This is a genomic window from Amycolatopsis sp. H20-H5 (genome assembly GCF_035828755.1).
GTDB lineage: Bacteria > Actinomycetota > Actinomycetes > Mycobacteriales > Pseudonocardiaceae > Amycolatopsis.
The window spans coordinates 23380-46775 of sequence record NZ_JAYMZS010000058.1 but is presented as its reverse complement, the minus strand read 5'-3'; the positions used below and the strand labels follow the sequence as shown (position 1 = coordinate 46775).

General features: G+C 68.2%; 25 protein-coding genes and 1 pseudogene. 15 read left to right on the top strand and 11 right to left on the bottom strand.

Annotated elements, in window-relative coordinates:
- Positions 1-41: 41 nt before the first annotated feature.
- From ribA to QMK34_RS27785, 7 genes are all read left to right on the top strand, one after another.
- Positions 42-668, top strand: a complete 627-nt coding sequence (gene ribA, locus QMK34_RS27815) for a GTP cyclohydrolase II RibA (RefSeq protein WP_326417437.1) — start codon at positions 42-44, stop codon at positions 666-668.
- Positions 665-1816: a dihydrofolate reductase family protein gene (locus QMK34_RS27810; protein ID WP_326417435.1), complete on the top strand. Its 1152-nt coding sequence runs from the start codon at positions 665-667 to the stop codon at positions 1814-1816. Before ribA ends, QMK34_RS27810 begins: the two co-directional genes overlap by 4 nt.
- 18 nt (positions 1817-1834) lie before the next feature.
- The gene (locus QMK34_RS27805; RefSeq protein ID WP_326417434.1) at positions 1835-2869 is read left to right on the top strand and encodes a formylglycine-generating enzyme family protein; all 1035 of its coding nucleotides are present in this window, start codon (positions 1835-1837) and stop codon (positions 2867-2869) included.
- On the top strand, positions 2866-3903 hold the full coding sequence (locus QMK34_RS27800) for a pyridoxal-phosphate dependent enzyme (RefSeq protein ID WP_326417433.1): 1038 nt from the start codon (positions 2866-2868) through the stop codon (positions 3901-3903). Before QMK34_RS27805 ends, QMK34_RS27800 begins: the two co-directional genes overlap by 4 nt.
- Before the next feature lie 647 nt (positions 3904-4550).
- Positions 4551-5105 (top strand): NADPH-dependent FMN reductase, encoded by a 555-nt coding sequence (locus QMK34_RS27795; RefSeq protein ID WP_326417432.1) that lies wholly within the window; start codon positions 4551-4553, stop codon positions 5103-5105.
- Entirely contained in the window at positions 5102-5680 is a 579-nt protein-coding gene (locus tag QMK34_RS27790; RefSeq protein ID WP_326417431.1) for a serine O-acetyltransferase, read from the top strand. Before QMK34_RS27795 ends, QMK34_RS27790 begins: the two co-directional genes overlap by 4 nt.
- On the top strand, positions 5673-6911 hold the full coding sequence (locus QMK34_RS27785; protein WP_326417430.1) for an MFS transporter: 1239 nt from the start codon (positions 5673-5675) through the stop codon (positions 6909-6911). The genes QMK34_RS27790 and QMK34_RS27785 overlap by 8 nt, the downstream gene beginning before the upstream one ends.
- Positions 6912-7054: 143 nt before the next feature.
- Here QMK34_RS27785 and QMK34_RS27780 read toward each other — a convergent pair whose 3' ends face one another.
- Both QMK34_RS27780 and QMK34_RS27775 read right to left on the bottom strand, forming a co-directional pair.
- Positions 7055-7420 (bottom strand): hypothetical protein, encoded by a 366-nt coding sequence (locus QMK34_RS27780; protein WP_326417429.1) that lies wholly within the window; start codon positions 7418-7420, stop codon positions 7055-7057.
- Positions 7420-7572: a hypothetical protein gene (locus tag QMK34_RS27775; protein ID WP_326417428.1), complete on the bottom strand. Its 153-nt coding sequence runs from the start codon at positions 7570-7572 to the stop codon at positions 7420-7422. Before QMK34_RS27775 ends, QMK34_RS27780 begins: the two co-directional genes overlap by 1 nt.
- Between QMK34_RS27775 and QMK34_RS47945 the strand changes: the two genes are divergently transcribed.
- Positions 7544-8041 carry an MFS transporter gene (locus QMK34_RS47945; RefSeq protein ID WP_442785233.1) on the top strand — a complete coding sequence of 166 codons (498 nt, stop codon included), beginning with the start codon at positions 7544-7546 and terminating at the stop codon, positions 8039-8041. The genes QMK34_RS27775 and QMK34_RS47945 overlap by 29 nt on opposite strands.
- 41 nt (positions 8042-8082) lie before the next feature.
- Here QMK34_RS47945 and dapC read toward each other — a convergent pair whose 3' ends face one another.
- From dapC to QMK34_RS27740, 7 genes are all read right to left on the bottom strand, one after another.
- The gene (gene dapC, locus QMK34_RS27770; protein ID WP_326417427.1) at positions 8083-9282 is read right to left on the bottom strand and encodes a succinyldiaminopimelate transaminase; all 1200 of its coding nucleotides are present in this window, start codon (positions 9280-9282) and stop codon (positions 8083-8085) included.
- A gap of 29 nt (positions 9283-9311) precedes the next feature.
- Positions 9312-10763, bottom strand: coding sequence for an aldehyde dehydrogenase family protein (locus QMK34_RS27765; protein ID WP_326417425.1), 1452 nt, complete (start codon positions 10761-10763; stop codon positions 9312-9314).
- Positions 10760-12346 carry a thiamine pyrophosphate-dependent enzyme gene (locus QMK34_RS27760; RefSeq protein WP_326417445.1) on the bottom strand — a complete coding sequence of 529 codons (1587 nt, stop codon included), beginning with the start codon at positions 12344-12346 and terminating at the stop codon, positions 10760-10762. The genes QMK34_RS27765 and QMK34_RS27760 overlap by 4 nt, the downstream gene beginning before the upstream one ends.
- Positions 12347-12416: 70 nt before the next feature.
- The gene (locus QMK34_RS27755; RefSeq protein ID WP_326417424.1) at positions 12417-13331 is read right to left on the bottom strand and encodes a glycine betaine ABC transporter substrate-binding protein; all 915 of its coding nucleotides are present in this window, start codon (positions 13329-13331) and stop codon (positions 12417-12419) included.
- A 107-nt stretch (positions 13332-13438) separates the two neighbouring features.
- Positions 13439-14227, bottom strand: a complete 789-nt coding sequence (locus QMK34_RS27750) for an ABC transporter permease (RefSeq protein WP_326417423.1) — start codon at positions 14225-14227, stop codon at positions 13439-13441.
- Positions 14208-15359, bottom strand: coding sequence for an ABC transporter ATP-binding protein (locus QMK34_RS27745; protein WP_326417422.1), 1152 nt, complete (start codon positions 15357-15359; stop codon positions 14208-14210). The genes QMK34_RS27750 and QMK34_RS27745 overlap by 20 nt, the downstream gene beginning before the upstream one ends.
- Entirely contained in the window at positions 15352-15999 is a 648-nt protein-coding gene (locus QMK34_RS27740) for an ABC transporter permease (RefSeq protein ID WP_326417421.1), read from the bottom strand. The genes QMK34_RS27745 and QMK34_RS27740 overlap by 8 nt, the downstream gene beginning before the upstream one ends.
- Positions 16000-16313: 314 nt before the next feature.
- Here QMK34_RS27740 and QMK34_RS27735 point away from each other — a divergent pair, with 314 nt between their 5' ends.
- Genes QMK34_RS27735 through QMK34_RS27715 form a run of 5 tightly spaced genes read left to right on the top strand, consistent with a single transcriptional unit; the run spans position 16314 to position 21005 of the window.
- Positions 16314-17045 carry an IclR family transcriptional regulator gene (locus QMK34_RS27735; RefSeq protein WP_326417420.1) on the top strand — a complete coding sequence of 244 codons (732 nt, stop codon included), beginning with the start codon at positions 16314-16316 and terminating at the stop codon, positions 17043-17045.
- Positions 17038-18171, top strand: a complete 1134-nt coding sequence (locus QMK34_RS27730; protein WP_326417419.1) for an acyl-CoA dehydrogenase family protein — start codon at positions 17038-17040, stop codon at positions 18169-18171. Before QMK34_RS27735 ends, QMK34_RS27730 begins: the two co-directional genes overlap by 8 nt.
- A gap of 23 nt (positions 18172-18194) precedes the next feature.
- Complete coding sequence (locus QMK34_RS27725; protein ID WP_326417418.1) at positions 18195-19430, top strand: CaiB/BaiF CoA transferase family protein; 1236 nt, start codon at positions 18195-18197, stop codon at positions 19428-19430.
- Positions 19431-19452: 22 nt separating this feature from the next.
- Positions 19453-20238: an acyl-CoA dehydrogenase family protein gene (locus tag QMK34_RS27720; RefSeq protein ID WP_326417417.1), complete on the top strand. Its 786-nt coding sequence runs from the start codon at positions 19453-19455 to the stop codon at positions 20236-20238.
- Positions 20235-21005 (top strand): SDR family oxidoreductase, encoded by a 771-nt coding sequence (locus tag QMK34_RS27715; RefSeq protein WP_326417416.1) that lies wholly within the window; start codon positions 20235-20237, stop codon positions 21003-21005. Before QMK34_RS27720 ends, QMK34_RS27715 begins: the two co-directional genes overlap by 4 nt.
- Before the next feature lie 155 nt (positions 21006-21160).
- Here the strand turns inward: QMK34_RS27715 and QMK34_RS27710 are convergent, their stop codons facing one another.
- A complete protein-coding gene (locus QMK34_RS27710) occupies positions 21161-21382 on the bottom strand; it encodes a helix-turn-helix domain-containing protein (protein ID WP_326417415.1) in 222 nt (73 codons plus the stop codon).
- A 170-nt stretch (positions 21383-21552) separates the two neighbouring features.
- Here QMK34_RS27710 and QMK34_RS47940 point away from each other — a divergent pair, with 170 nt between their 5' ends.
- The gene (locus QMK34_RS47940; RefSeq protein ID WP_442785232.1) at positions 21553-21888 is read left to right on the top strand and encodes a hypothetical protein; all 336 of its coding nucleotides are present in this window, start codon (positions 21553-21555) and stop codon (positions 21886-21888) included.
- A gap of 190 nt (positions 21889-22078) precedes the next feature.
- A pseudogene (locus tag QMK34_RS27700) lies at positions 22079-22684 on the top strand (recombinase family protein); the annotation flags it as partial.
- 10 nt (positions 22685-22694) lie between these two features.
- Here the strand turns inward: QMK34_RS27700 and QMK34_RS27695 are convergent.
- Complete coding sequence (locus tag QMK34_RS27695; RefSeq protein ID WP_326417446.1) at positions 22695-23393, bottom strand: hypothetical protein; 699 nt, start codon at positions 23391-23393, stop codon at positions 22695-22697.
- Positions 23394-23396 lie beyond the last annotated feature (3 nt).

Genomic DNA, 23396 nt, shown 5'->3' with positions numbered 1-23396 from the left:
GATCCGCAGGACCGAGCTGCCCAGCCCCGGAAGGACCGAACATGACAGCCACCATCCGGCAACGCGTGCCGATCGCGATGAACCGGGCCGAAGGCCGCACCGCGCAACTGGCGACTTTCCGCGGGCTCGCGGACGAGGGCGAGCACTTCGCGTGCGTCATCGGGCCGCTGCCCGCCGTGCCCTTGGTGCGGGTGCACAGTGAGTGCGTGACCGGCGACGTGCTCGGCTCGACGCGCTGCGATTGCGGACCGCAGCTCGACGAGGCGATGAAGCAGCTCGCCGCCGAGGGCGGGATCCTGCTCTACCTGCGCCAGGAGGGTCGCGGCATCGGCCTCTACAACAAGATCGACACCTACCACCTGCAGGATCGGCAGATCGACACGTTCCGCGCGAACGAGCTGATCGGCCGCGGTGCCGACGAGCGCCGTTACGACGTGGCCGCGCAAATGCTGCAGGCACTCGGAGCGGACCGCGTCGAACTGCTGACGAACAACCCGGACAAGGTCGCCCAGCTGCGCTCGCTCGGCATCGAGGTCGTCGCCGAGCGGACCACCTCGGTGCACCTGACGGCGGCCAACGCGCAATACCTCAAGGCCAAACGCGAGTACGGGCACGAACTGCACAGCACCGAGCTGGGGATGGCGCCCCCTCGCTCGGCCACGGCATGACCACCGCCGGGCTCACGGTGCGCCCGCACGTCGTGGTGTCCGCCGCGATGTCGCTCGACGGGCGGCTCGACGACGCCTCCCCGCAGCGGCTGCTGCTGTCCGACGCCGCCGACCTGGATCGCGTGGACGAAGTCCGGGCCGGTGCCGACGCCATCCTCGTCGGTGCCGGAACCGTCCGGGCTGACGATCCACGGCTGCTCGTGCGCAGCGCTGTCCGACGGCGAACGCGCGTCGCGGCGGGCCGCCCGCCGTCACCGCTGCGGGTCGTGCTGACCGGCGGCGGAGCGCTCGACCCACAGGCGAATGTGTTCCGCACCGGCACCGAGCTCGCGGCCACGCTCGTGCTCATGCCTCCGGGGGCTACAGGTGCGGTCCGCGGCGCGTTCGGCCCCTCGGTCGAAGTGACGAGCCCCGGAGAAGAACTGACGCCGCGCGCCGTGCTCGGTGACCTCGCGCGCCGCGGGGTAGTGCGGCTGATGGTGGAGGGCGGCAGCACCACGCTCACCTCGTTCTTCGCGGCCGGGCTGGTCGACGAGGTCCAGCTGGTGGTGGCGCCGTTCCTCGTGGGAGACCACGAAGCCCAGCCGTTCCTGCGGTCCGGCCAGTTCCCGCAGGGTCCGGACGCCCCCATGACCCTCGTCGAGGCACGGCCGATGGGTGATCACGTGCTGTTGCGCTACCGGGCGGGTGCCGTGGACCGGCGGTGGCTGGCCGAGGCGTGCGCGCTCGCCGAGCGGTGCCATCCGTCGGCGTCGGCGTTTTCAGTCGGTGCCGTGGTCGTCTCACGCGGGGGCGAGGTGATCGCCACGGGGTACTCCCGCTGCGATCTGCCGGCCGACCACGCCGAAGAGGCCGCGCTGCGCTCCGTGCGCCACGACCCGCGCGTGGCCGGCGCCACGATCTACACCTCGCTCGAACCGTGCGGCAACCGCGCGTCGAGCCCGATCTCCTGCGCGCAGCACATCCTCGACGCCGGGATCGCCCGTGTGGTGACCGCGTGGCGGGAGCCGCCGACGTTCACCCGCGGCGACGGTGTCGCGCGGCTACGGGCCGCCGGCGTCGAAGTCGTGGAGCTGCCCGAACTGGGTGAGCTCGCCCGGCGGCCCAACCACCACCTGCGGCTCGGCGCCGGACGCCTGCCCGCGTGACGTGAAAGGAGAACTCGCATGCCGTCCCCGACGGGCCTTTCCCTGAGCAACCCCAACTCCCTGAGCAACCCCAACGAACTCGACGACCGTCCCGCCATGGGCCTGCCCGCGGCGTTCGTCGACCGGCTGCCCGCCGGGCTGGCCGCCGCCGTCCGCGACCTGGTGCCAGACCCGGCCCAACTGGCGCTGCGGGTCGAGGACCGGCGGCTGCCGCTAGCCGCCCGGCTCGCGGCCGGGCAGCTGCTGGCGCTGACCGGCGATCCGCGGATCAGGCCCGACGACCCCCAACTGGTGCACGTGCCCGGCGGCCGGTTCCGGATGGGCGCCACCGAGGGGGAAGTCGACGAAGCGGCCCGGCGCTACGCCCACGTCGGGGTCACGCGGGAGTGGCTGAGCAAGGAGCTGCCCGCGCACGAGCGCGAAGTACCCGCCGTGGCGATCATGCGCTACCCGGTCACACACCTGGAGTGGCGCCTGTTCCTGCTGGAAACCGAAGGCACGCCACCGGATTCGTGGCGCTTCGGCGCCTTTCCCGCCCACGCGGCGAACCATCCCGTGTGGACGGTCGAACCACCGGAGGCCGAGGCCTACGCCGCGTGGCTCTCCGCCCGCACCGGCCGCCGGTTCCGCCTGCCGAGCGAGGTCGAGTGGGAGTTCGTGGCCGGCGGCGGCGCCGACGAGCCACGTCGCGAATACCCGTGGGGCGACACGCCACCGGGACCCGAGCACGCCAACGTGATCGAGCACGGCCCGATCACCACCACTCCGGTCGGCTGTTTCCCCGCGGGGGCGAGCGCGCACGGTGTGCTCGACCTGGGTGGCAACGTCGAGGAGTACGTCGCCGACGACTACCGGCCCTACCCCGGCGCGGAGCACGTTGCCGACGATCTCGCCCGCCGCACCGGCGGCTACCGCATCGCGCGTGGCGGCGGGTTCACGCGCTTCGGCGACCTGACCCGCACCCGACGGCGCCACGGCCGCTTCCCGAGGGACCTCTACGCCATGGGTTTTCGCCTTGTCGAAGCCACCGAGCAGACCGGGAGGCAAGTATGACCACCCCGCTCGCCGGCTACGAACTGATCACCGAAGCGATCGCCGTCAACGCTGAGAAGTCGCTATCCCAGCCGCACTTCTCGAGCATCGAGGCCCGCGCGCTGACCCGGCTGCCGGAGCTGAGGCGGTTGCAGCTCGGACTCGGCGGGACGCCACTGGTCCCGGTGGCCGCCGGCCGCGGCCGGGTCTGGCTGAAGGTCGAGGGGACCAACACCACCGGCACGGTCAAGGCGCGCACGGCATACGCGCTGCTGTGCAACGCGGTCGCCGCGTGCGAGGGCGACCCGGCCGGGCTGCGTCTCGTCGAGTACACCGGCGGCGGGATGGGGCTGGCGCTCGCGGAGTACTGCGCTGAGCTCGGTCTCGATCTGCATCTGGTTTTCCCCCACGGCAGCGCGGTTTCCGGTCACGAACGCGCGCGTTCGCTGGGCGCGGACGTCACGGTCGCGGCGCCGGGCTCCGGGTTCCTGGGCGCGATGGAGGCAGCCGCGCGGATCGCCGAGGCCGAGGACCGCACGTTCCTGCTGCAGCACTGCGCGCCCGTCGCGGCAGCGATGCACGAGGAGCGGACGGGTGCCGAGATCGCGCGCGGCTTGGCCGCCGCTGGCGCCGCGCCCACCGCCGTGGTGGCGGCGTGCGGGACCGGAGGCACGCTGCTCGGAGTCACCCGGGCGCTGCGTCCGGCGTGGCCGGACGTCAAGCCCGTGGCCGTGTTCCCGGCCGAGGCGCCCTACGGCGACGAAGCGCCCCCGACGCCCGCCAAGCGCATGGGCGGTACCGGCGGCCTCGGGTACGGCATTCGGCAGCCGCTGCTGATCGGGGATGACCACGAGATCGACTTCCGCGTAGTTCCCTACCCCCAATCGCTCGCCGCGATGACCGAGCTGCGGCGGCAGACCGACCTCGCCGCGTGCAGCAGTGGCGCCGCGGCCTGGCTCGTCGCAGCCGAACTAGCGGCCCGCCGCGGCGGTGACGTGGTGGCCGTCGTGGCCGCCAGGGGAACTGTGGAGGAGTGGGATGACGCGCACGCCTGAGAAGGCGTCTGAGAACTGTCGCAGCAGCCGCCGCTCGAAGCCTCGGGCGCCTGGCCTTCGAAGCCGTCTACCCTCCACAAAGGACGGAAAATCTACCCATTCGCCCGTTTCATACCGCCACGACCGTTACATGCGTGCCCCTGAAGGCCACCATGACAGCGTTAAACGCCGTGAAGGCTCCCATCAGGGCACGCGGCAAACCTGGGGTAGCGACCGAAGGGACCTTTCCCTCGACTCAACCTTGCAAAAGTCCCCTTCACCAGAACAGACCGTGTGAAAGTCCCCGTCAGTCAACGCGGCCCTGGGCGCCAAACTGGACGCCATGACATCAGTTTCCGGACGCCCTCTGAGATCGGCTACTCCGCCTACCGAGACCGGGTGGCCGGGGTCGTTCGGCCGCTTCTACCCCGAAGGCGGCGACCGCTGAGCCGATCACCGATTTCATCGTCTCTGCCGTGCCCGTGAGCGCTGTCGCGGCGCCGACCGAGGTGCGGCGGTCACCAGGAAAGGTGCCATCCTGCCGAGGACGTCCTGGCCCGGCACCGGGATGAGCCGGTACGTCTTCGCCGCGGATCCCCGGCCGGGGTGCGCCACCGCATCGATCTCGCCCAAAACTACCTCACCATCCGTTTCGAGGAGCCGAAAACATGATCCTTGGACTGCTGGGTAGCGCCTCCGCCACCTCCGGCACGCGGCGCGCCCTCGAAGAGCTGGGCCATCGCATCCGCTCGGCCGGCCGCGACTTCGAATACGTCGACTTCGCCGTCGAGTACCGCGAGTTGCACGATGTCTCCGCCTACACCGAGCCCCCCGCGCCCGGGAGCCAGACCGAGGCGATCCGCCGCCGGGTCAGCAGCACCGAGGCGATCGTCCTCGCCACTCCCGTGCACCACGGCTCGTTCAGCGGGCTGCTCAAGAACGCGCTCGACCAGCTCGACGACGAAGGGTTCGCAGGCCGCCCAGTCGGTCTGCTCGCGCACGGCACTACAGCCACGGGCACGGTCGCCGCGGCCGACGCGCTGCGGCCCGTGGTCCGCGCGCTCGGCGGGTGGGCCTCCCCGACATCGGTCGGTGTGGCAACCGCCGACTTGACCAGCGGCCCGGGCGGCGGACTAAGCCCCGCGGTCGCCGAGCGGATGGAGACACTGGTCGGGGAGCTGCTCTGGTTCCCGGCCAGGGCCGGGATGGTAGCTTCGCGATGACCACCACGGCCGCGCCCCGTCCACACCCCACCGCGGCTTCGGCATGCGGTGGCCCCCGCCCGCCGAAGCTGCACGAGCAATGGCTGGAGGACCTCGACGCCGTCGTCGCGTACGACCCGTCCTGCCCGGGCCGCGCGCAGGCGTTGCTGCACCTGCCGTGGTGGGCGCTCGCTGTACACCGCGTCGCGCACCGTTGGCACACCGGCGGAAAGCCGTTGTCCGCGGTGCTGCTCAGCACCCTTGCCCGGATCATCACCGGCGTGGAGGTGCGACCGGGCGCCACGATCGGCCGCCGCTTATTCATCGACCACGGCGCCGCCGTGGTCATCGGCGACACCGCCGTGGTCGGGGACGACGTGACGATCTACCAGCACGTCACGCTCGGCTCACGCGGCTGGTGGGACCCGACGAGCAGCCAGGGCCGCCGCCACCCTCGCATCGGCGACCGCGTGCGGATCGGGGTCGGGACTTCGGTGCTGGGGCCGGTCACCGTCGCGTCCGACACCGTGCTGCGCGCCCATTCCCTCATACTCACCGACTTCCCGGCTCCCGCTGGAAGCACGGGCGATGACTGAAGACACCCGAAACCCGCCAGCCGAGGCCGCCCTCGCGGGCCCCCCCAAGCGGATCTACCTCATCTGCTTCGGCGACGCCTTCGCCCTCGGCATCTATCTCACGCTCGTGCCGGTGTTCCTCGGCCGCGCGATCGCGCTCGGCGACGTGCGTACGGGCGCGGTGCTGGCTGTCGCCGGCGCCACGTCGATCATCGGTGCGCTGCCGATCGGCCGCTTCGCCACTCGAGTCGGCAACCGGGATGCGCTGCGCGTCCTGTTCGTGCTGCGCGCTCTGTCCTTCCTCGGGCTGGCAGCGGTCGGCGACTTCGTCGGCGCAATGGTCGCTGCCGGGCTGTCGGGGCTGCTGAACCGGGGCGTGAACCCAGTGATCCAGTCGGTCGGGCTCGGCTCCGGCCACCGCGGTGAGGAGCCAGACTCTACTGAAGTGCAGGCACTTGCCCGCCTTCAGGCGTGGCGCAACGCGGGAATTGGTGCCGGCGCCATTCCGGCTTCGGTCGTGTTGAGCCTCGACGTCTCGGCGTTCCGGTGGGTGCTCGTGCTCGCCGCGGCGTCCGTGACTATCTGCGGGATCCTGTCGTGGGGGCTGCCGGGCGGGAAGCAAAGGGGCCAGCCGGTCCCGCAGCTCGCCGCGCTGCGCGACCCGAAGTTCGCCTCCATCACGGTGATCTACGCGTTCCTGTCAATCCCGTCGCTGCTGCTGCAGGTTGGGCTGCCGCTGTGGATCGTGCAGCGCACGCACGCACCGCCGTGGAGCGTCGGCCTCATTCAGGTCGTGAACACCATCTTGGTGGTACTGCTACAGATCGCGGTGAGCCGCGGCAGCGAACGATACGCGCGGGCACGGGGTCTTGTCGTCGTCGGCGCGCTGCTGGCGGCAGTCGCGACTGCCCTCATCCCGGCGCTGGCTTGGCCCGTCACGGCGACCGGGGCGGTCGCCGTGCTGCTCGCGGTGGCGCTGCTGTTCACGATCTCCGAGATCGTAACTACCTCGGGCACCATGGCGGTGGTGCTCACCCGGCTGCCGCGCGATGGCAATGTGACGCACCTCGCGACGTTCAGCCTCGGCTTCGGTGTAGCGACGGTCGTCGGGCCGCCGATCGCCACCATAGCCGTCGCCGCCGGCACATCCGGCTGGCTCCTGCTGGCTGCCGGGTTCCTCATCTTGGCGGTGCTGAGCACGCGACTACGGCCTGCCGCGCGGATAGAGGGTCGGCCAGGTCGAGAGGAATGACCGCGTCGACCCGGGACGTGCTCTCCGCGGGCGTAGTACAAGGTGCTCGTCGGCCTTGTACCTCTTGATCAGCTCCAGCGCCTCCATCACCGGCCGACGGACGGTGTTGTTTGACCGGACCTCCAGGGCCTCCAGGATCTGGATCAGCCCGGCCCGGTAGTGCCTGGTGTAGAAGGCCTTGAAGCTCCGCTGGAGGGACTGCTGGTACGTCGCCCCTTCGACTCGAACTCCTTCGCCAGGTCCAGCGGCACCTCCACCCCGCCTGCCGGCGGGTACACCACGTCCTGGACCATCGCGCCCGAGCTCCCGGCCGACGCGGCGTCGATCTTGAACAGGATGTTCTCCTCGCCTGGCCGGTGACACGCGAAACGGTGTCGCAGCGAGATCGCCAGGCCCGACATGAGTACGGCCGGGTCCGCAGATCGCAGGGTGGTGGCGTAGCGACAGAACCCGATCGCGTTGTCGAGGTCGGCAGGCACTCCAGTTACGCGATAGCGAGTGCGCAGCATCAGCGACAGGTTGCCGTAAAATCAGGGAGTTGCTCGTCACGCTCGTCGATCAGCACCGCCAGCTCGCGTAGCGCCGCAATCGCGTCGTCGCGGTCTGCAATTTCGTCACGCTCCCGGTACCGCATGTGTTGCCTGAGGGATAGCTTGTTCAAGCACGCCAGCCGTAGTCAACCAAGAACAGCGCGATGGACTGATCGAGAGCACAATCCGGCCGGAGCGCGGCCTTCTACCAGGCAGCCGGATCAGCGGTCGCGTCCGGATCGATCGAAATCAGCACGCCTCGACCGTGCCCACTCCGGCGGCCAGCAGCCGCCAGTACCCGGACTCGATCTCCAGCCTTCGCTTGCGTCCAAGGAGATCCAGGGCGACACCGGGTTGTCCACCACAGCCGCGGGCATGCTGACCAGCGCCCCGCTACTCTGCCTCGGCTTACTGGCCCCGGCCGCGGCACCTTTGGCCCGGCGGTTCGGTCTCCGCCGCGTATTGCTGGGCTGCCTGGTCCTGCTCGCCATCGCCGCAGGGTTCGGCGCGACTACCGTTGCCGGCGGGCGATCGCCGTGGCAAACGTGCTGCTGCTCAGCATGGTCAGGCTGTACTTCCCCGACAGCATCGGCGTCGTGACAGGGGTCACCACAATGCTGGTCAGTGGCGGCGCGGCACGCTCAGTTGGCGCCATCGCGCACGTCTCCGTCGGTTGAGTGCGCGTACTTCGCGTTCCTTGCGGGCGATGCCACGCCCCCAACAGCATCGTCATGCACCGTCCGCAGAGGCGAGCTGATCCGATCCGCAGCGGTGGAGACATTCTGGTCCGTGGTGGTGATCGTGAGGCGTACGTGGTTGCGGCCGGAGACTCCATAGATCTCTCCCGGGACGCAGATGACGCCGCGCCGGGCGAACCAGGACGCCAGCTGCCAGCAGTCCTCGCCGTCGCGGCGGACCCAGAGGTACAGCCCCCCTTCGGAATGATCCACGATGAAACCCGCCTCCTCGACCGCGGATTTCAGTATGTGCCGACGCCGAAGGTAGCGTTCCCGTTGCGTCGTCACGTGATCATCGTCGTTCAACGCGGCTGTCATGGCGGCCTGAACCGGCAACGGCACCATCTGGCCCATGTGCTTGCGGTACTCCAGCAGGCGCGATACCAGCGTGGGGTCGCCCGCCAGGAACGCGGCGCGATAGCCGGCGAGGTTCGATCGCTTCGACAGCGAGTTGATGATCAGCAGGCCGGTGGGGTCGTTGCCACAGACGTCGGGGTGCATGATCGAGATAGTTGGGCGGTCCCAACCGAATTCGAGATAGCATTCGTCGCTGATCAGCAGTGTGCCGGTGGCGCGGGCTCGGGATACCAGCAGCTCCAGCTCTGCGGCGTCGAGAATCCGCCCTTCTGGGTTACCCGGCGAGTTCACCCACAGCGCCGCCAGGCCTTCGGTGTTCACCCGCAGGGGATCGACGTAGCGAGTAAGTGTCGCCCCGACCGACAGCGCACCGATCTCGTAGGTCGGGTAGCCCAGGTCCGGGATCGCGATGACATCATCGGAGCCGAAACCGAGGAACGCCGGCAGCTGCGCGATGGCTTCCTTCGAGCCGATCGTGGGCAGCACCATGTCGGCGTCGAGACACCGGACGTGCCCTCGGCGCGCGAGGTAGTCCACCACCGCGTCGCGCAACGCCGACGATCCCTCGGTGGACGGGTAGCCGGGGGCGTCGACCGCGCGGATCAACGCCTCGCGCACCGGGCGGGGCGTCGGGTCCACCGGGGCTCCAATCGACAGATCGATCGGGCCAGCGGCGTGCTCGCGCGCGGTTGCCCACAGGGGGGCGAGCCGGTTCCATGGAAATTCCGGGAAGAGCTGGTCGGCCATCGTGGCTGCCCATCGGGGCGCTGTCTGGGTCACCGCGAGCCGCTCGCCGCGTACGGCATCTGGACGGCCTTGGTCTCGAGGAACTCCTCGATTCCCCAGCTACCCAGTTCACGGCCGTTGCCGGACTGCTTGTATCCGCCGAACGGCGCAGAGGGATTCCAGGCCGCCCCGTTCACATCGACCCGGCCGGTGCGCAACCGCCGGGCGACACTGAAGGCCCGCTCATCGTCAGGTCCCCAGACGCTGCCCGCCAGGCCGTAGGGCGTCGCGTTGGCGAGGTCGACCGCGTCGCCGACGTCCTCATATGGCAGCACGACAAGTACCGGGCCGAATACCTCCTCCTGGGCGATGCGCGACTGTGGGGATACCCCGGTGAGAACGGTGGGGCGGACGTAGTGGCCCACGGTCAGCCCGCGAGGGCGTTCGGTCCCGCCCTCGACAAGGGTGGCGCCCTCGGCCACGGCCTGCTCGATGTAGTTGAGCACCGAGCGGCGCTGCGCGGCGGAGATGACCGGGCCCAGTTCGGTAGCCTCGTGTCGCGGGTCTCCCACGACCTGCCTGCTCGCGGCCGCCTCGGCCACTGCAAGCGACTGGTCGAGCTCGGAGCGGGGCACGAGCAGCCGCGTCCAAGCCGCGCAGGTTTGGCCGCTGTTGACCATCACGTTCGCGACGGTGGCCGATACCGCCCGCTCCACGTCTGCGCCGGGCAGCATCAGGCTCGCTGATTTGCCGCCCAGTTCCAGGCACACGCGCTTCACGGTGTCGGCGGCCAGTGCGGCGACACGGCGGCCCACGCGGGTGGACCCGGTGAACGACACGACGTCCACGCCGGGGTGGGTGGCCAGCACCTCGCCCACCTCCCCGCCAGGTCCCGGAACGAGATTGAACACGCCGGGTGGGAGCCCGATCGCCTCGGCCGCGTCGGCGACGATGAACGCGGACAGTGGTGTGAGCTCCGCCGGCTTGACCACGACGGGGCAGCCGGCGGCGAGGGCCGGCGCGACCTTGGCGATCAGCTGGTAGAGCGGATAGTTCCACGGTGTGATCGCCGCGACGACGCCGGCTGATTCCCGCAGCACCCGGGTATTGGCCAGGTAGTCCTCGAAGGCGAAGGTCTCGAGGAGTTCGGCGTAGCTGTCCAGCACCGTCAGCGCTTGGCCTAAGTGAGAGGACCGGGCCAGGCTCACCGGCGTGCCGACCTCGCCCACCAGGGTGTCCACCAGCAGGTCGCCGCGTTCGCGCAGCGCCGTGGACAACGCACGCAGGGCAGCGATCCGGTATGCGGGGGTGGTCGAGCCCCACGCGGGCGCGGCGGCCCTGGCGGCGTCAACGGCCTGCGTGGCGTCGGCCTGTGTGGCCTGTCGAACCCGCCCGATGACCTTCTCGGTCGCCGGGTCCTCGACCTCACAGATGTCGCCCCGAGTCTCTACCCATGCGCCACCGATGTAGGTACGCTCTCGTGTCCATTGAGGTCGGTTCATGCGGACGTATCTCCTTCCAGGACGTGCAGTACCGTCGGCCGGTCTGCCACCAGGGCTTTCGCCAGCTCCTCGCCCAGATGAGCGGGACTTTCGATCGAGACGCCATGACATCCCATCGCACGCCCGAGTGCCGCGAAGTCCGGGGAGGGGATGTCCACCGCGAGCGGGTCGTAGCCCCGGCGCCGCATGTTGTGCCGAATCTGGCCGTACCCGCCGTTGTCCACGACGATCACGGGGATCGCCAATCCTTCCGCGGCGGCCGCGGCCAGTTCGGCAATGGTGAACATGACGCCACCGTCTCCGAGCACGGCCACGACCTGCCGGTCGGGGGCCGCGATCTTGGCTCCAATGGCGGCCGGCAACCCGTACCCCAGGGTGCCGTAGCCCGTCGGGTACAGAAACGATCCCGGCGCGTAGAGCGGCAGGTTGGCCCGCAGCCCGTAATAGCAGACTGCGGCCGAGTCGGCGGCGACGATGGCATCAGGGGCCAACACGTCGCTCATCGCGCGAATTTCGCCGTGCCAGAGTGCACCTTCCGCTGCGGCTTCGAGGCGGATGCGCGTGGCCCAGTCCGCGGCGTCCAGTCCACTGGCCGCACCGGCGGCGCCCTCGCCGAGCAATCCCAGCAGGGAACCGAGAGCGGGTGCCGCGTCGCTGACCAGTGCCACGTCAGGGCGCGCGTTGACCACGATCTGCCGGGGGTCGATATCGATCCGCACCAGCGCTCCGTCGAGCTGCCAGGGACCGTTCCACAGGTCTGACGAACCCAGGTCGGTGCCGACAGCGACGAGCACGTCCCGGCTGCGAGCCCACTGGGCGACAGCAGGGAGGTGCGCCCCTGCGCCCAGGGACAGCGGGTGGTCCTCGGGCAGCGTGCCCTTACCGTTGGTGGTGCTCACCACGGCAGCCCCCAGCCGCTCCGCGAGCCGGCGCACCTCCGGCGCGGCGAAGCGTGCCCCGCCGCCGACCACAATGCCAGGGCGGGCCGACTCAGCGAGCAGGGCTGCGGCTCGCGCGAGTTCGTCGGGCGGGGCGGTCCGCTTCACCAGCGGGACCGGTCGCCCGACCGCGACATCCGCGGTTTCGTCGAGGACGTCGATCGGCACCTCGAGGTACACGGGCCGCGGGCGTCCTGCTGTCATGTCGGCGAAGGCGTGGCTCACGGCGTCGCTGATCTCGGCCACCGAAGTGACCCGGGTGCTTGACGACACGACCGCGTCGACGGCGGCGTGTTGGTCTTTCGTTTCGTGGAGATGCCCGTTACCGCTAGAAGGGTGGCGTAGCGGCATGCCGGGTGAGACCAGCAGTAAGGGAATCGAATCGGCGTAAGCCTGTCCGAGGGCGGCGAGCGCGTTGAGCACAGCGGGGCCCGCGGTGACCAGCGCGACGCCCGCTCGGCCGGACACCCGGGCGTAGCCGTCCGCCGCGTAGCCACAGCCCTGCTCGTGCCGCGCTAGCACGTGACGGATGTTGTTTCCCCGCAGGTGCTGGTAGATGCTGAGGTTGTGGTTACCGGGAATGCCAAACACGGTGTCGGTGCCGTGTGCGGCCAGGCTGCGCGCGAGCACCTCACCGCCGGTCATCTGAGCCACAGGGTTACGTCCTTAGCTTGGGGAGGGCAAGGCCGCCAGGTCCAGCCCTTGCAACGACACGTCAGATGATCTTGTTCTTCAGCAGAAAGTCATGCACGACCTTGTCTACCGGCAGGCCCTTGAGCTCCACCGCGCCATTGAGCTCAAGGATCGCGTCCTGGGTCAGCAACATGCTGATCGCGCCGAAAAGCTTGTCGTACTGCGCTGTGTGGGCAGCGTAGGTTCCGTGACGCATGCTGACCGCGGGGTTGTAGACGGGGAAGAACGCCTTGTCGTCGCGTAGCACGACAATGCCCTTCTGCACGATTCGGGCGTCGGTGCTGTCGAGTTTGAGGAATTTGCACTCACCCTGGGCCGCGGCTTCGAAGACCACCGTGCTCTCCGCTGGGAAGATGGACGACTGTGGCAGGGTGAAGCCGTAATGCTTCTCCAGGCCCGGTAGTCCGTCCTCACGGGTCACGAACTCCGCGCTGGAACAGATCTTGGCAGCGGCCGGATCCTTCGTGGCGAGCTCGGCGTACTGGGACAAGGTGGTGACGCCGGTGCTCTTCGCGGCATCGGCGGTAGCTCCGATTGCGTAGGTGTCGTTGAGCGGGGCGACCGCGAACCAGTCGATATTGTTCGCCCTGTCGGCTGTGCGGACCGCGTCGAGCAGCGCGCGCGGGTCGTTGATCGGTTGCGTCTTGCCGAGGATCGTCAGCCAGGCCGTGCCGGTGTACTCGTAGTACAGGTCGATCTGACCGGAGTCCAGTGCCGCGCGGGCCAGCTTGGTACCGGACAGCCCGGTCTTGTCGGTCACTGTCGCGCCGGCGGCGCGCAGGGACTCGACCAGGACGCTGCCCAGGACCTTCTGTTCGGTGTACTCCTTGGATCCCACGGAGATGGTGACCCCGTGCAGATCAACCATGGACGCGACCGAGCCTGCGGACGCCGCGCCGCCGGCGCTGCCGGCGCCGCCGCAGCCGGCCAGCGCCACGACCGAGGCCACGAGCGTGACCATCAGACCGGTGGTGCGCCACGTAGTCCGAACTTTCATGATGATCCTTTCACTGCCGGAAACACACAACTAAGCACGTGGGAAACTCAGAGTCCCTGAGGAGTCAGGAGTTCCTGGACAACCCGGGCCACGTGGTCCAGGAAGAGAGCCAGCACCGCCGTCAGCGTGGCACCGACAATGGTGACGACATCGCGGTTCTGGATGAGCCCGACGGTGATCACCGAGCCGAGGCCTCCGCCGCCGGCGAAGGCCGCTACCGTCGCGGTACCGACGTTCCACACGATCGCGGTACGCATCCCGGCAAGGATGATGGGTACCGCGAGCGGCAGCTCGACGCGCAGCAGCACCTGACCGCGCGTCATGCCGATGCCTGAGGCGGCCTCCTTCAGCTCGGGATCGATCTGCTGCAGCCCGGTTACGGTGTTGCTCAACACCGGAAGCAGAGCACTGATGATGAGCGCGTATATCGCGTAACGCGGGCCGAGACCCAGCGTGATCGCGAACAGCACAATGAGACCGAAGCTCGGGAGCGACTGCGCCGCCACCGTGACCGCGTTGACGATCGGCGCGATCCGGCGAGCCCCGGGGCGTGAGAGAAGAATTCCCAACGGGACCGCGATGAGGACAACGACGGCTGTCGACACGCCGACGAGTACCAGATGCTGCTGGAGCGCCTCGAGCAGATTGGCTCGGGTGAGGCTTCGTTGCTCGACAATGTCCAACTGGCGCCCGTGCACCCACAGGTAGAGCGCGATCATCCCGGCTAGCAGAACCATCGGGGTCGTCAGGACCGCCCGCACCCCCAGACGTCGCCGATCACGGTGCGGCAATACCAGGGTGATGACCTGAGTAGCGTCAGGCGTGACCGTCGGCACCGGCCACCTCCCGTTCACTCGGCCGCTCGTCCATGGCTGCGCCGGCCGAGGTGCCAGCGACCGCGCGCTGTACCGCGGTGAACTCCACGCAACCCGCGAACTGCCCTGCCGCGTCGGTGAGCAGCGCCGCAGGAGTTCCCTCGGTAACCATCTGGTTGAGCGCGTCGGACAACATGGTTTGGGGACCCAGCGACAACGGGCACACCGGCAGGAAACGCCCGGGTCCCTCGTCGGCTATCAACCATCCCACCGGCCGGCCGTCTTCGAGGACGACTGTGGCCGGTCCGCGGTGCGCGGTGTCGCCCTGCGTGGTCCCGGGCTCCATCGAGACGTGGGGGAACGGGGAAAACTGATGAGCCGAGACTTCGAGCAGCGACAGCGCGCGCAGTTCGGCGTTGTTACCCAGGAAGTCGCGAACGAACTCGTCGGCCGGGCTCGCGAGCACGCGTGCCGGGACGTCGAACTGTGCCACCGCCGACTTGTCGCGCACGATAGCGATGCGGTCGCCCATCTTGACAGCCTCGGTGATGTCGTGGGTGACGAAGACGATCGTCTTGCGGATCTCCTGTTGGAGGCGAAGGAATTCATTCTGCAGGTGCTCGCGGGCGATCGGGTCCACAGCCCCGAACGGCTCGTCCATCAGCATGATCGGCGGATCCGCGGCCAAGGCCCGCGCGACCCCGACCCGCTGCCGCTGCCCTCCGGAGAGATGTTTCGGGTAGCGGTCGCGATACACCGAGGGATCCAAGCCGACCAGTTCGAGCATCTCGTCCACCCGCGGGTCGATCCTGGCCTTCGGCCACCCGAGCAACCGCAGCACGGCCGCCACGTTGTCCCGCACCCGCAGGTGCGGGAACAGGCCGCCCTGTTGGATGACGTACCCGATCCGCCGGCGAAGTTCATCCGGGTTCACCCCGGTCACGTCCTGCCCGTCGATCACGATGCGCCCCGATGTGGGCTCCACCAGCCGGTTGATCATCTTCATCGTCGTGGTCTTCCCGCAGCCCGACGGCCCGACGAGCATGACGATCTCGCCCTCGCGCACGCACAGGTCGAGCTCGTCGACGGCAGGCTCGGTGTGCCCGGGGAAGACCTTGGTCAGTTTCTCGAGCTTGATGAAGGCGTCAGTCACGGAGACCCCTGGAGATCGTGAGTTTGGCGAGAACGAAGAAGGCGCCGTTCAGCAACAGGCCCACAATGACGACGCCGGCCATGCCGGTCAGAGCTGAGTAGAGCGCTGAGGGCGTGCCGATGCGGTTGAGTCCGTTGTAGATCGCGTTACCGAGCCCTGGCCCCCGCACGATCGCACCAATCGCCGCTGTACTGACGAGCAGCAGGGCGCCGACGCGAATCCCGGCGAGGATGACCGGCCATGCCATGGGGAACTCCACCCGCGCCAGACGCCAGCCCCGGCCCATTCCGATCCCGGCGGCGGCCTCGACCGTGGTCGCGTCGACCCCGCGCAAGCCCACGATGGTGTTCTGCACGATCGGCAGCAGCGAGTACAACGTGAGGGCGGTCAGCACTGGCGGCCATCCGAGACCCAAGACTCCCAGCAGCAGCACGTACAAAGCGAGCGACGGCACGGTGAGGAACACGCCGCAGGCCTTGAGCACCACTTCGCTCGCACGGGGCGCTCGGTACACCGCGATTCCCGCGGTGGTCCCGATTATGGCGCCCAAGAGCGTCGCGACGAGGACGACGGCGAGGTGCTGGCCGAACTGGGAGATCAGATCGTCGTGGTAGTACGACCAATATTCGGAATAGTCCATCTCACTCCTTTCACGTCCGGAACTCGCTCGCGAAGCTGAGCCACGCATGTCCAGACGCGCCGACCCGAGATCTCTGCGCTGAGGCATCGAGGCTAGGCGTGGAGATCCGAAACAGTCAATAGGCATCATGGAGTTTCATAGGGTGAAAGTAATCGTGGATGGGGCGGTGGCGCTGCCAGGTGGTGGCTACAACCAGTACCAGGAGGAAAAGTAGCACTTTCGGCGGCCAGCAGGGATGCTTGACATCCCGTTTCCGGCTGGTCATAGTTGTCGCTGTGCGAAAGACTATTTCATCTGGTGAATCTCGTACTCTCGTGCGTGGATTGCAGATCCTGCGACGCTTCGCCCCCGAGCGGCCGGTTCTGACGCAGACCCAGATCGCGGAGGTGCTGGAGCTTCCCTTACCCACGGTGGGCCGCTTGTGCCGCGCGCTGGTCGAGACCGGTTTCCTGGAGTTGGATCCAGGATCTCGCCGGCTTCGGCTCGGCCCCGAAATCCGGCGTTTGACGGGCGCGATTCACCAGGACACCACCGGCGACGCGCGGGAATGGATGCGCGCGCTGAACGAGCAGTTCGACGAAGACATCAACCTCGCCATGCTCGACGACACCCATGCGCTGTACCTCGACACGGCACCAGGCACCAGTCGCCTCGGGGTGCAGACTCAGGTCGGCTCACGTGCCCAGGCCCACTGCACCGCCGTGGGTAAGTGCCTGCTCGCCCAGCTCGACGATCCCATCGTGCTTGATCGTCTTGGTCGCGGCCCCTACGAGCGGCAAACGGACAAGACCATCCGCTACTGGCCGGAACTACGCGAGGAGCTCGACACCATCCGTAGAACCGGCTTCTCCCGTTCGATCGAGGAGTTCGAAGTCGGTCTCGCCGGCTTCGCCGTGGCGGTCCCCCGACGCGGCGACGACGTGCAGCTCGCACTGTCGGTCGCCGTCCCGACCGCCCGCCTGCAGCCCGGCCGTGCCCACGCTATCGAGTCGGCGCTGCTGGCCGGGCCTCATCCCGTACCCCCTGGAGTTGAGCTCGATGAGTGACACCGCAGGCCGGTTGACCGACGTGGCCTCCGAAGTCGATGCCTGGGCATTCGCATTGGGCAAGGAACTCGACGAGCGAGGGGAGAACCTCCACAACGGTTCCCCCGCCGACTCGGATTCGCGCTTTGCCTACGAGCGGATGGGTGCGGCAGGCATCATCGGCCTCGGCTGGCCCCGTGACCTCGGCGGCCGGGAGATGGATCCCGTCGACGTCGTCAAGATAGAGGAACGGCTGGGATACCACTGGCTTCCCCTGTGCGGTTATCTGCTGTCCGTCAAGACCATCGGCAACACGATCATGAAATTCGGCACGCCCGACCTGATCGCCCGATTCATCCCCGACGCCACCGCAGGGCGAATTATGTTCTGCCAGGGCTTCTCGGAGCCCGAAGCTGGGTCCGACCTTGCGTCTCTGCGGACACGAGCGGTCAAGCAGGGCGATCAATGGGTAGTCAACGGCCACAAGATCTGGACCTCCAGCGCTGAGATCGCGGACTGGATGTACCTGGCCGTGCGCACCGACCCCGCTCTCCCCCGTCACAAGGGCCTCTCCGTGATGCTCCTGGACATGCACGCACCCGGCGTGCACGTCGACGTGCATCACACGCTGGGCGGCGGCACCTTCGGCGAGGTACTGCTCTCCGACGTCGACGTCAGCGCCGACAACATCCTCGGCGAGGTCAACGGCGGCTGGACGGTGCTCATGGGTTCCTTGGATTTCGAACGGGTCACCAGCGAAAAGGTGGGGGTAGCCCTCTGGGTCCTCGACCAGCTCGATGAGGTCGCGGAGCGAACTCATCGACGCTCCCTGCTGGCCCTGCGCGGTGAGCTCGAGGCCTGCCGGCGCCTCGGTCACGAAGCCACCCGGCTGATCGCCAACGGCGACCGGGTCTCCCGTGTCTCGTCCATGTGCAAGCTGTCGGTCTCCCTGGCCATGCAGAAAGCAGCCGCGCTCATCGTGGAGATTCTCGGACCACAGGCTCTCGTCGAGCGGGGCCCGGCCGTTCGGGCCGCGGGCCGCCTCGCGGCGTTCCACCGGTCCTCGGTGTCCATGACCCTCGCCGGCGGATCCTGCGACATCCAACGCAAGGTCATCGCTCAGCAGGGCCTCGGCCTTCCCCGGTGAACACCCGAGAGGACACCTCACCCATGACCGACTCCTCGTTGCCGCTGGCCGGCTACCGGGTTCTTGATTACTCCCAATTCGTGGCCGGCCCGCTCGCCACCATGTTGCTGGCTGACCTCGGCGCCGACGTGGTGAAGGTGGAATCGCCGGCCGGTGACGCGTACCGGCATTACGAGCCTCTCGGTGGAGCGGAGAGCCGCCGGTTCTACGCCCTCAACCGCAACAAACGCTCGGTGGTCTGCGACCTCAAGACGGACGAGGGACGCGCACTGTCCCGCGACCTTCTCGCCTCTGCGGATGCTGTCGTGCACAACATGCCCCCCATGCGAGCCGTCCAATTCGGGCTCGACGACGCTGCGGTGCGCGCGAGTAATCCCCAGGCGGTCGTCGCGGTGGTCTCGGCGTTCGGCAGCGACGGACCCCACGCCGGACGTGTGGGTTACGACCTCATCGCGCAAGCGTATTCCGGCCTGCTGATGGCCGACGCCCGAGCCGAGGACACCACCCCCCGCCGCAGCGGTGGCATTCCTTACTCCGACATCACCGCCGGGCTGCTGGCCTGCATCAGCGTCACCGCAGGCCTGGCCTCGCGCGCCGGAGGCGAGCGCCCACACTTCGAGGTGTCACTCCTCGGCGCGGCGCTGGCCACCCAGGTCCAGCTCTTCGTCCGGACCGAGGGCGATACCTCCGTTGACGGCTCGCAGACCCCCGTGGTCACGGGCGCGGATCTCAAGCAGATCGCCACCGACATCGCCGGCCTTGACGTGCTCGAGCCGTACTACCGCTGTTACGAAGCTTCGGATGGGTTCTTCGCGCTGGCCTGCCTCACGACCGCGCAACGCCAGCGGGTGCTCGATCTGCTGGGGCTGGCGGACCCGTGGGTCGGCAATCCGCAGGCCCCCCCGAAGTCTGACCAGGAACACGCCGCCCGCGCGGCCATGCCACACCGCTTCGCCGAGCTCTTCGGCGAGCATCCTGTCAACCACTGGGTGGCCCGCCTTGCCGAAGCGAGTGTCCCCGCCGGGGACGTGCGGCTGAATCGGCAACTCTTCGACGATGAGCAGGTCCGCGCCAACGGTCTCGTCCGGCGGGTTGTCCAAACTCAAGGCGGGACGGTGGACCTGCTCGGCTCCCTGTTCAAGATCAACGGGGTGCCGGGCCCAGCACCGATGGCGGCGCCCCAGCTCGGTGAGCACACCGCGGAGGTCGTGGCCGAGCTGCGCCTGGCCGCCGATTCCGGAGGTATCCGTGTCAACTGAACTCGACGACTTCGCCCGTTCCGTGCGCCGGCTCGCCACTGACGTCGCGGGCGCTGACGAGTGGCGACCCGGCAGCCACGTCGACGACCGATCGGCAAGCCTCTCAGCCGGTCTCCGTCACCTCGGGGGGCACGATCTGACCTCCGGCGATGAGGACACGCTGCCCTTCCTCGCCACCGCGGCCGTCGAGCTCGGCCGGGCGGCCACGACCGTGTATGACATCGTCCAGGTATTGGGCGGTAGCCCCCTCGTCGGAGGGTTGGCGATGTACGCCCAGCCGAACCAACTGATCGCGCTCGGGAATCCCGGCGGCTACCGCGTGGCCGCGGTACTCTCCTCCACCCCAGTCGTGTTCGCCGACTCGCTCGGAGTGCACTCGATGGACGCAACCGAGGACGAAGGTACCCTCACCGACGGCGACAAGCGCTTGACCGCCTGGGAAGCCGCGACAGTCGGCTATTTCGCCGGGCTGGCCAGTTTCGTCGTCGACTTCGCGACCGAGCACGCGCGCAGTCGCGAAATCTTCGGCGCCACACTGGCCCACGTCGACGCGGTGCAGCAGAGGCTCGCCGACGCGGCGACCACCGCCGACGCGCTGGTCCTGTCCGCCAGGGAGGGCGCGCATGGTCTCCCCGCCCTGGCTCATGCCGCCTCCAGCACGTGGGACGTCATGCTGCACGGACACCTGATCTTCGGCGCGATCGGCTTTACTATGGAGTTTCCGCTCCAACGCTACTCCCGGCGCACGAAGGCGCTCGGATCCTTTGTGGACGGCTGGATCGATCAGCGCATCGGATCGGCCCGGTGAAAACACTCATCGTCACCGGCGGATCTGCGGGCATCGGGTTGCAGATCGCCCGCAGGCTCGCCGTCGACGGCAACGAGGTCGTTCTCGTGGGCCGGAGCACCGACCGGCTCACCGCAGCCGAGCTCAGTCTCGCCGCCGACGGCCTGACCTGCCGAACAGCGTCGTTGGACGTGCGCGACGCCGACGCAGTGAATGACCTGGTCGAGAACCTCCCTCAGGTCGACGGTGTCGTGAACAACGCCGCCGGAAACTTCACCGCTCGCACCGCCGACATGTCGCTCAACGGCTTCCGCGCGGTGGTGGAGATTTCACTCTACGGAACGTTCAACTTCTCGACGGCGGTAGCCCGCCGACTCATCGCCGACGGTCGACCAGGCGCCATGTGCAACATCATCACCACTTACGCGTGGACCGGAGCCCCCGGGGTCGCGCACTCCGCCGCGGCCAAAGCCGGCATGCTCGCCTTCACCAAATCCGTCGGCCGGGAATGGGGCGAACACGGCATCCGAGTGAACGCTGTCGCTCCCGGCTTTGTCCCCACCGACAGCGCGACCGCCCACATCCTGTCCTCGCCCGCCGCCGCCGACCGAATGCTAGGACTCATCCCGCTCGCGAGATTCGGCCGCACTGAGGAAATCGCCGACGCGGTCGGCTTTCTGATGAGCGATCAAGCCTCTTACATCACTGGGAGCGTACTCACCGTCGACGGCGGCCGGTCCCTAGGAGTGTCAATGCACGACGCCGCGCGGAAGGACGAACCCTCATGAGGGCCGAGAGCGCCTACCCTCACGCTGCCACGATCGCGGCGTGCGTCGCCATCTCAATCGTTGGGGAGAGTGGGGATGACCCGTTCTGACGGGCAGGGTCGATGAGGTGTGGCGCGCAGCCCGCAGGTGAAGGTCGAATAGCCGCCGCGGGCAGCCTAGGTCGGCGAGCTCGTCGAAGTCCACAGATGCGGGTCGTCGGCGAGCCGGGTCCGGCAGTAGGCCACGAAGGGGTCGAACGGGTCCGGACCTGCGGGTTTGCGCTTGCCCGGCTCCTGTTCACCGGACAGGTATCGGCGGACGGTCCTGCGGTCACGTCCGAGATGTCGAGCGATGGCTGAGATCGACCGGCCTTGATCGCGCAGCGGCTGCGCTTCCACGTCTGTCGGGTAGCCGGAACGCATTGCTTCGCCCCGGCCCCTCAGAACCGGGCGTGCGAGCTTTCCCCGCACCCGGCTCAAGCAAGCCCAAGGCTTGATGTGTGAGATCTCAGCAGATGGTTGACGCTTTGGCCTCTGGGCGAGCAGAGGCGCCTACGACAGCCGCGGCGGTGCGTTTCGGCGAGGTCGACAACGGTGGAGTCGACGGCGTCCATCAGCCGCCGGGAGACCTCACTGGCGGCATCGCGCAGGACGAACTGGCCACGGTGCTACCCCAGGCCGATGATCGGATCGGTGAGCGGGAAACCCAGGCCGACGCGGAGCGCGCCGAGGACGACGGCCAGCAAGGTGAAGCCGCCGGTGCGGGCAGGCAGCCCGTCGGCGACGAGGGTGGCGAAGCCGATCTGGCGGCCGACGACGATGCGGTAACGGCGACGATCTCTAGCCGTTCGACGGACGTGTGGAGTCGCGGTCGACGCTCAGCGTCGCTCGACTCGCCGCCATGACCACTATCGTTGCGTCCTCGTACCCTGCTGCCAACGACCCGTTTGCTCGGCGAAGCGCCATCGGACGGCCAGGCGGTGATCTATCTCCGGGTCTCGTCGACACGGCAGGTCGAGCGGGATTTACGACCAGGAAGGGATATCGATCCCTGCGCAGCGCGAGGCATGCCGTCGTAAGGCCGAGCAGCTCGGCTTGACGATCGTGGAGGAGTACGTCGAACCACGACGGTCAGCACTGGAGATGTCCAAGTGTGCCGCGTTCCAGCGCATGCTGACCCGCATCCGCGACACCGACGACATCGACCATGTGATCGTCTACAAGCTGTCCCGGCTGGCCCGTAACCGGGTTGACGACGCTCTCGTCATGGCCGACCTGCGGCAGCGCGGCGTCACGCTGATCTCCGCCACCGAGTCGGTCGACAACACGCCAGTCGGCCAACTGATGCACGGCATCCTTGCCACGTTCAACGAGTACCAATCCCGCGAGTCCGGCGCCGACATCGCCTACAAGATGGGGCAGAAGGCCCGTAATGGCGGCACGATCGGCCGTGCCAGGCTCGGCTACCTCAACCACATTCACCGCACCGGCGGCCGTGACATCCGCTCCATCATCGTCGACCCGGAACGCGCGCCTCTGGTCCAGCTCGGTTTTGAACTGTTCGCCGCCGGCAACATCACCCTCGACCAACTGTCCGAGCGGCTCTACCACCGAGGTCTGCGCACCCGCCCCACCGCCAGGTACCCAGCCCAACAGGTGTCGATCAGCAAGCTGGCCCGGATGCTGCGCGACCGCTACTACCTCGGCTACATCACCTACCACGGCGAAGAACTCCCCGGTCGGCACAAGCCGCTTCGTCGACCCGCATCTGTTCGACCGCGTCCAAGCCATCCTCGACGCCCACGCCACCTCCGGAGAGCGACGACGAGTACACCACCACTACCTCAAAGGCACCCTGTACTGCTGACACTGCCACCAAGCAGGCAACAGCGGACGGCTGATCATCCAGCACACCGTCACCCGCCCCTGCGACGAATGCACCTATTTCTTCTGCCGCAACCGACAACAAGGCACCTGCCCAGCTCCATACGCGAACGTCGCCGTCGCGGAACACGCCGTCGAGCGCTACTACACCACCGTGAGCCAACAGCGGATCACGGAAGCCCTGGCGACACTGACCGCGGACGGCACCGCCGACCACGCCACTTGTCGGACCTTCGACCCGGTCCAAGTCTACCGAGAATACGCCGACGTTGAAGTCTTCTCCGATGATGACGATGCCGTATCGGCCGAGGCGGTTGCGATAGCGATAGCGGTCTGCGATGGCCGTGGTTTGCATCCAGCGGTTCGGTTGGGCGCCATTTTCTGCCTTGCTAGGGGTCAGATGAGTGCTGCAAAATACCACTACGTTGACCAAGCGGCAGATGCGGCCGATCCCACGCGCCGGGAGTCCGGATGCAAACGACAGCGGCGCCTTCGGCGCAGATAACGCGGCTGGAGTATAGCGCATCCG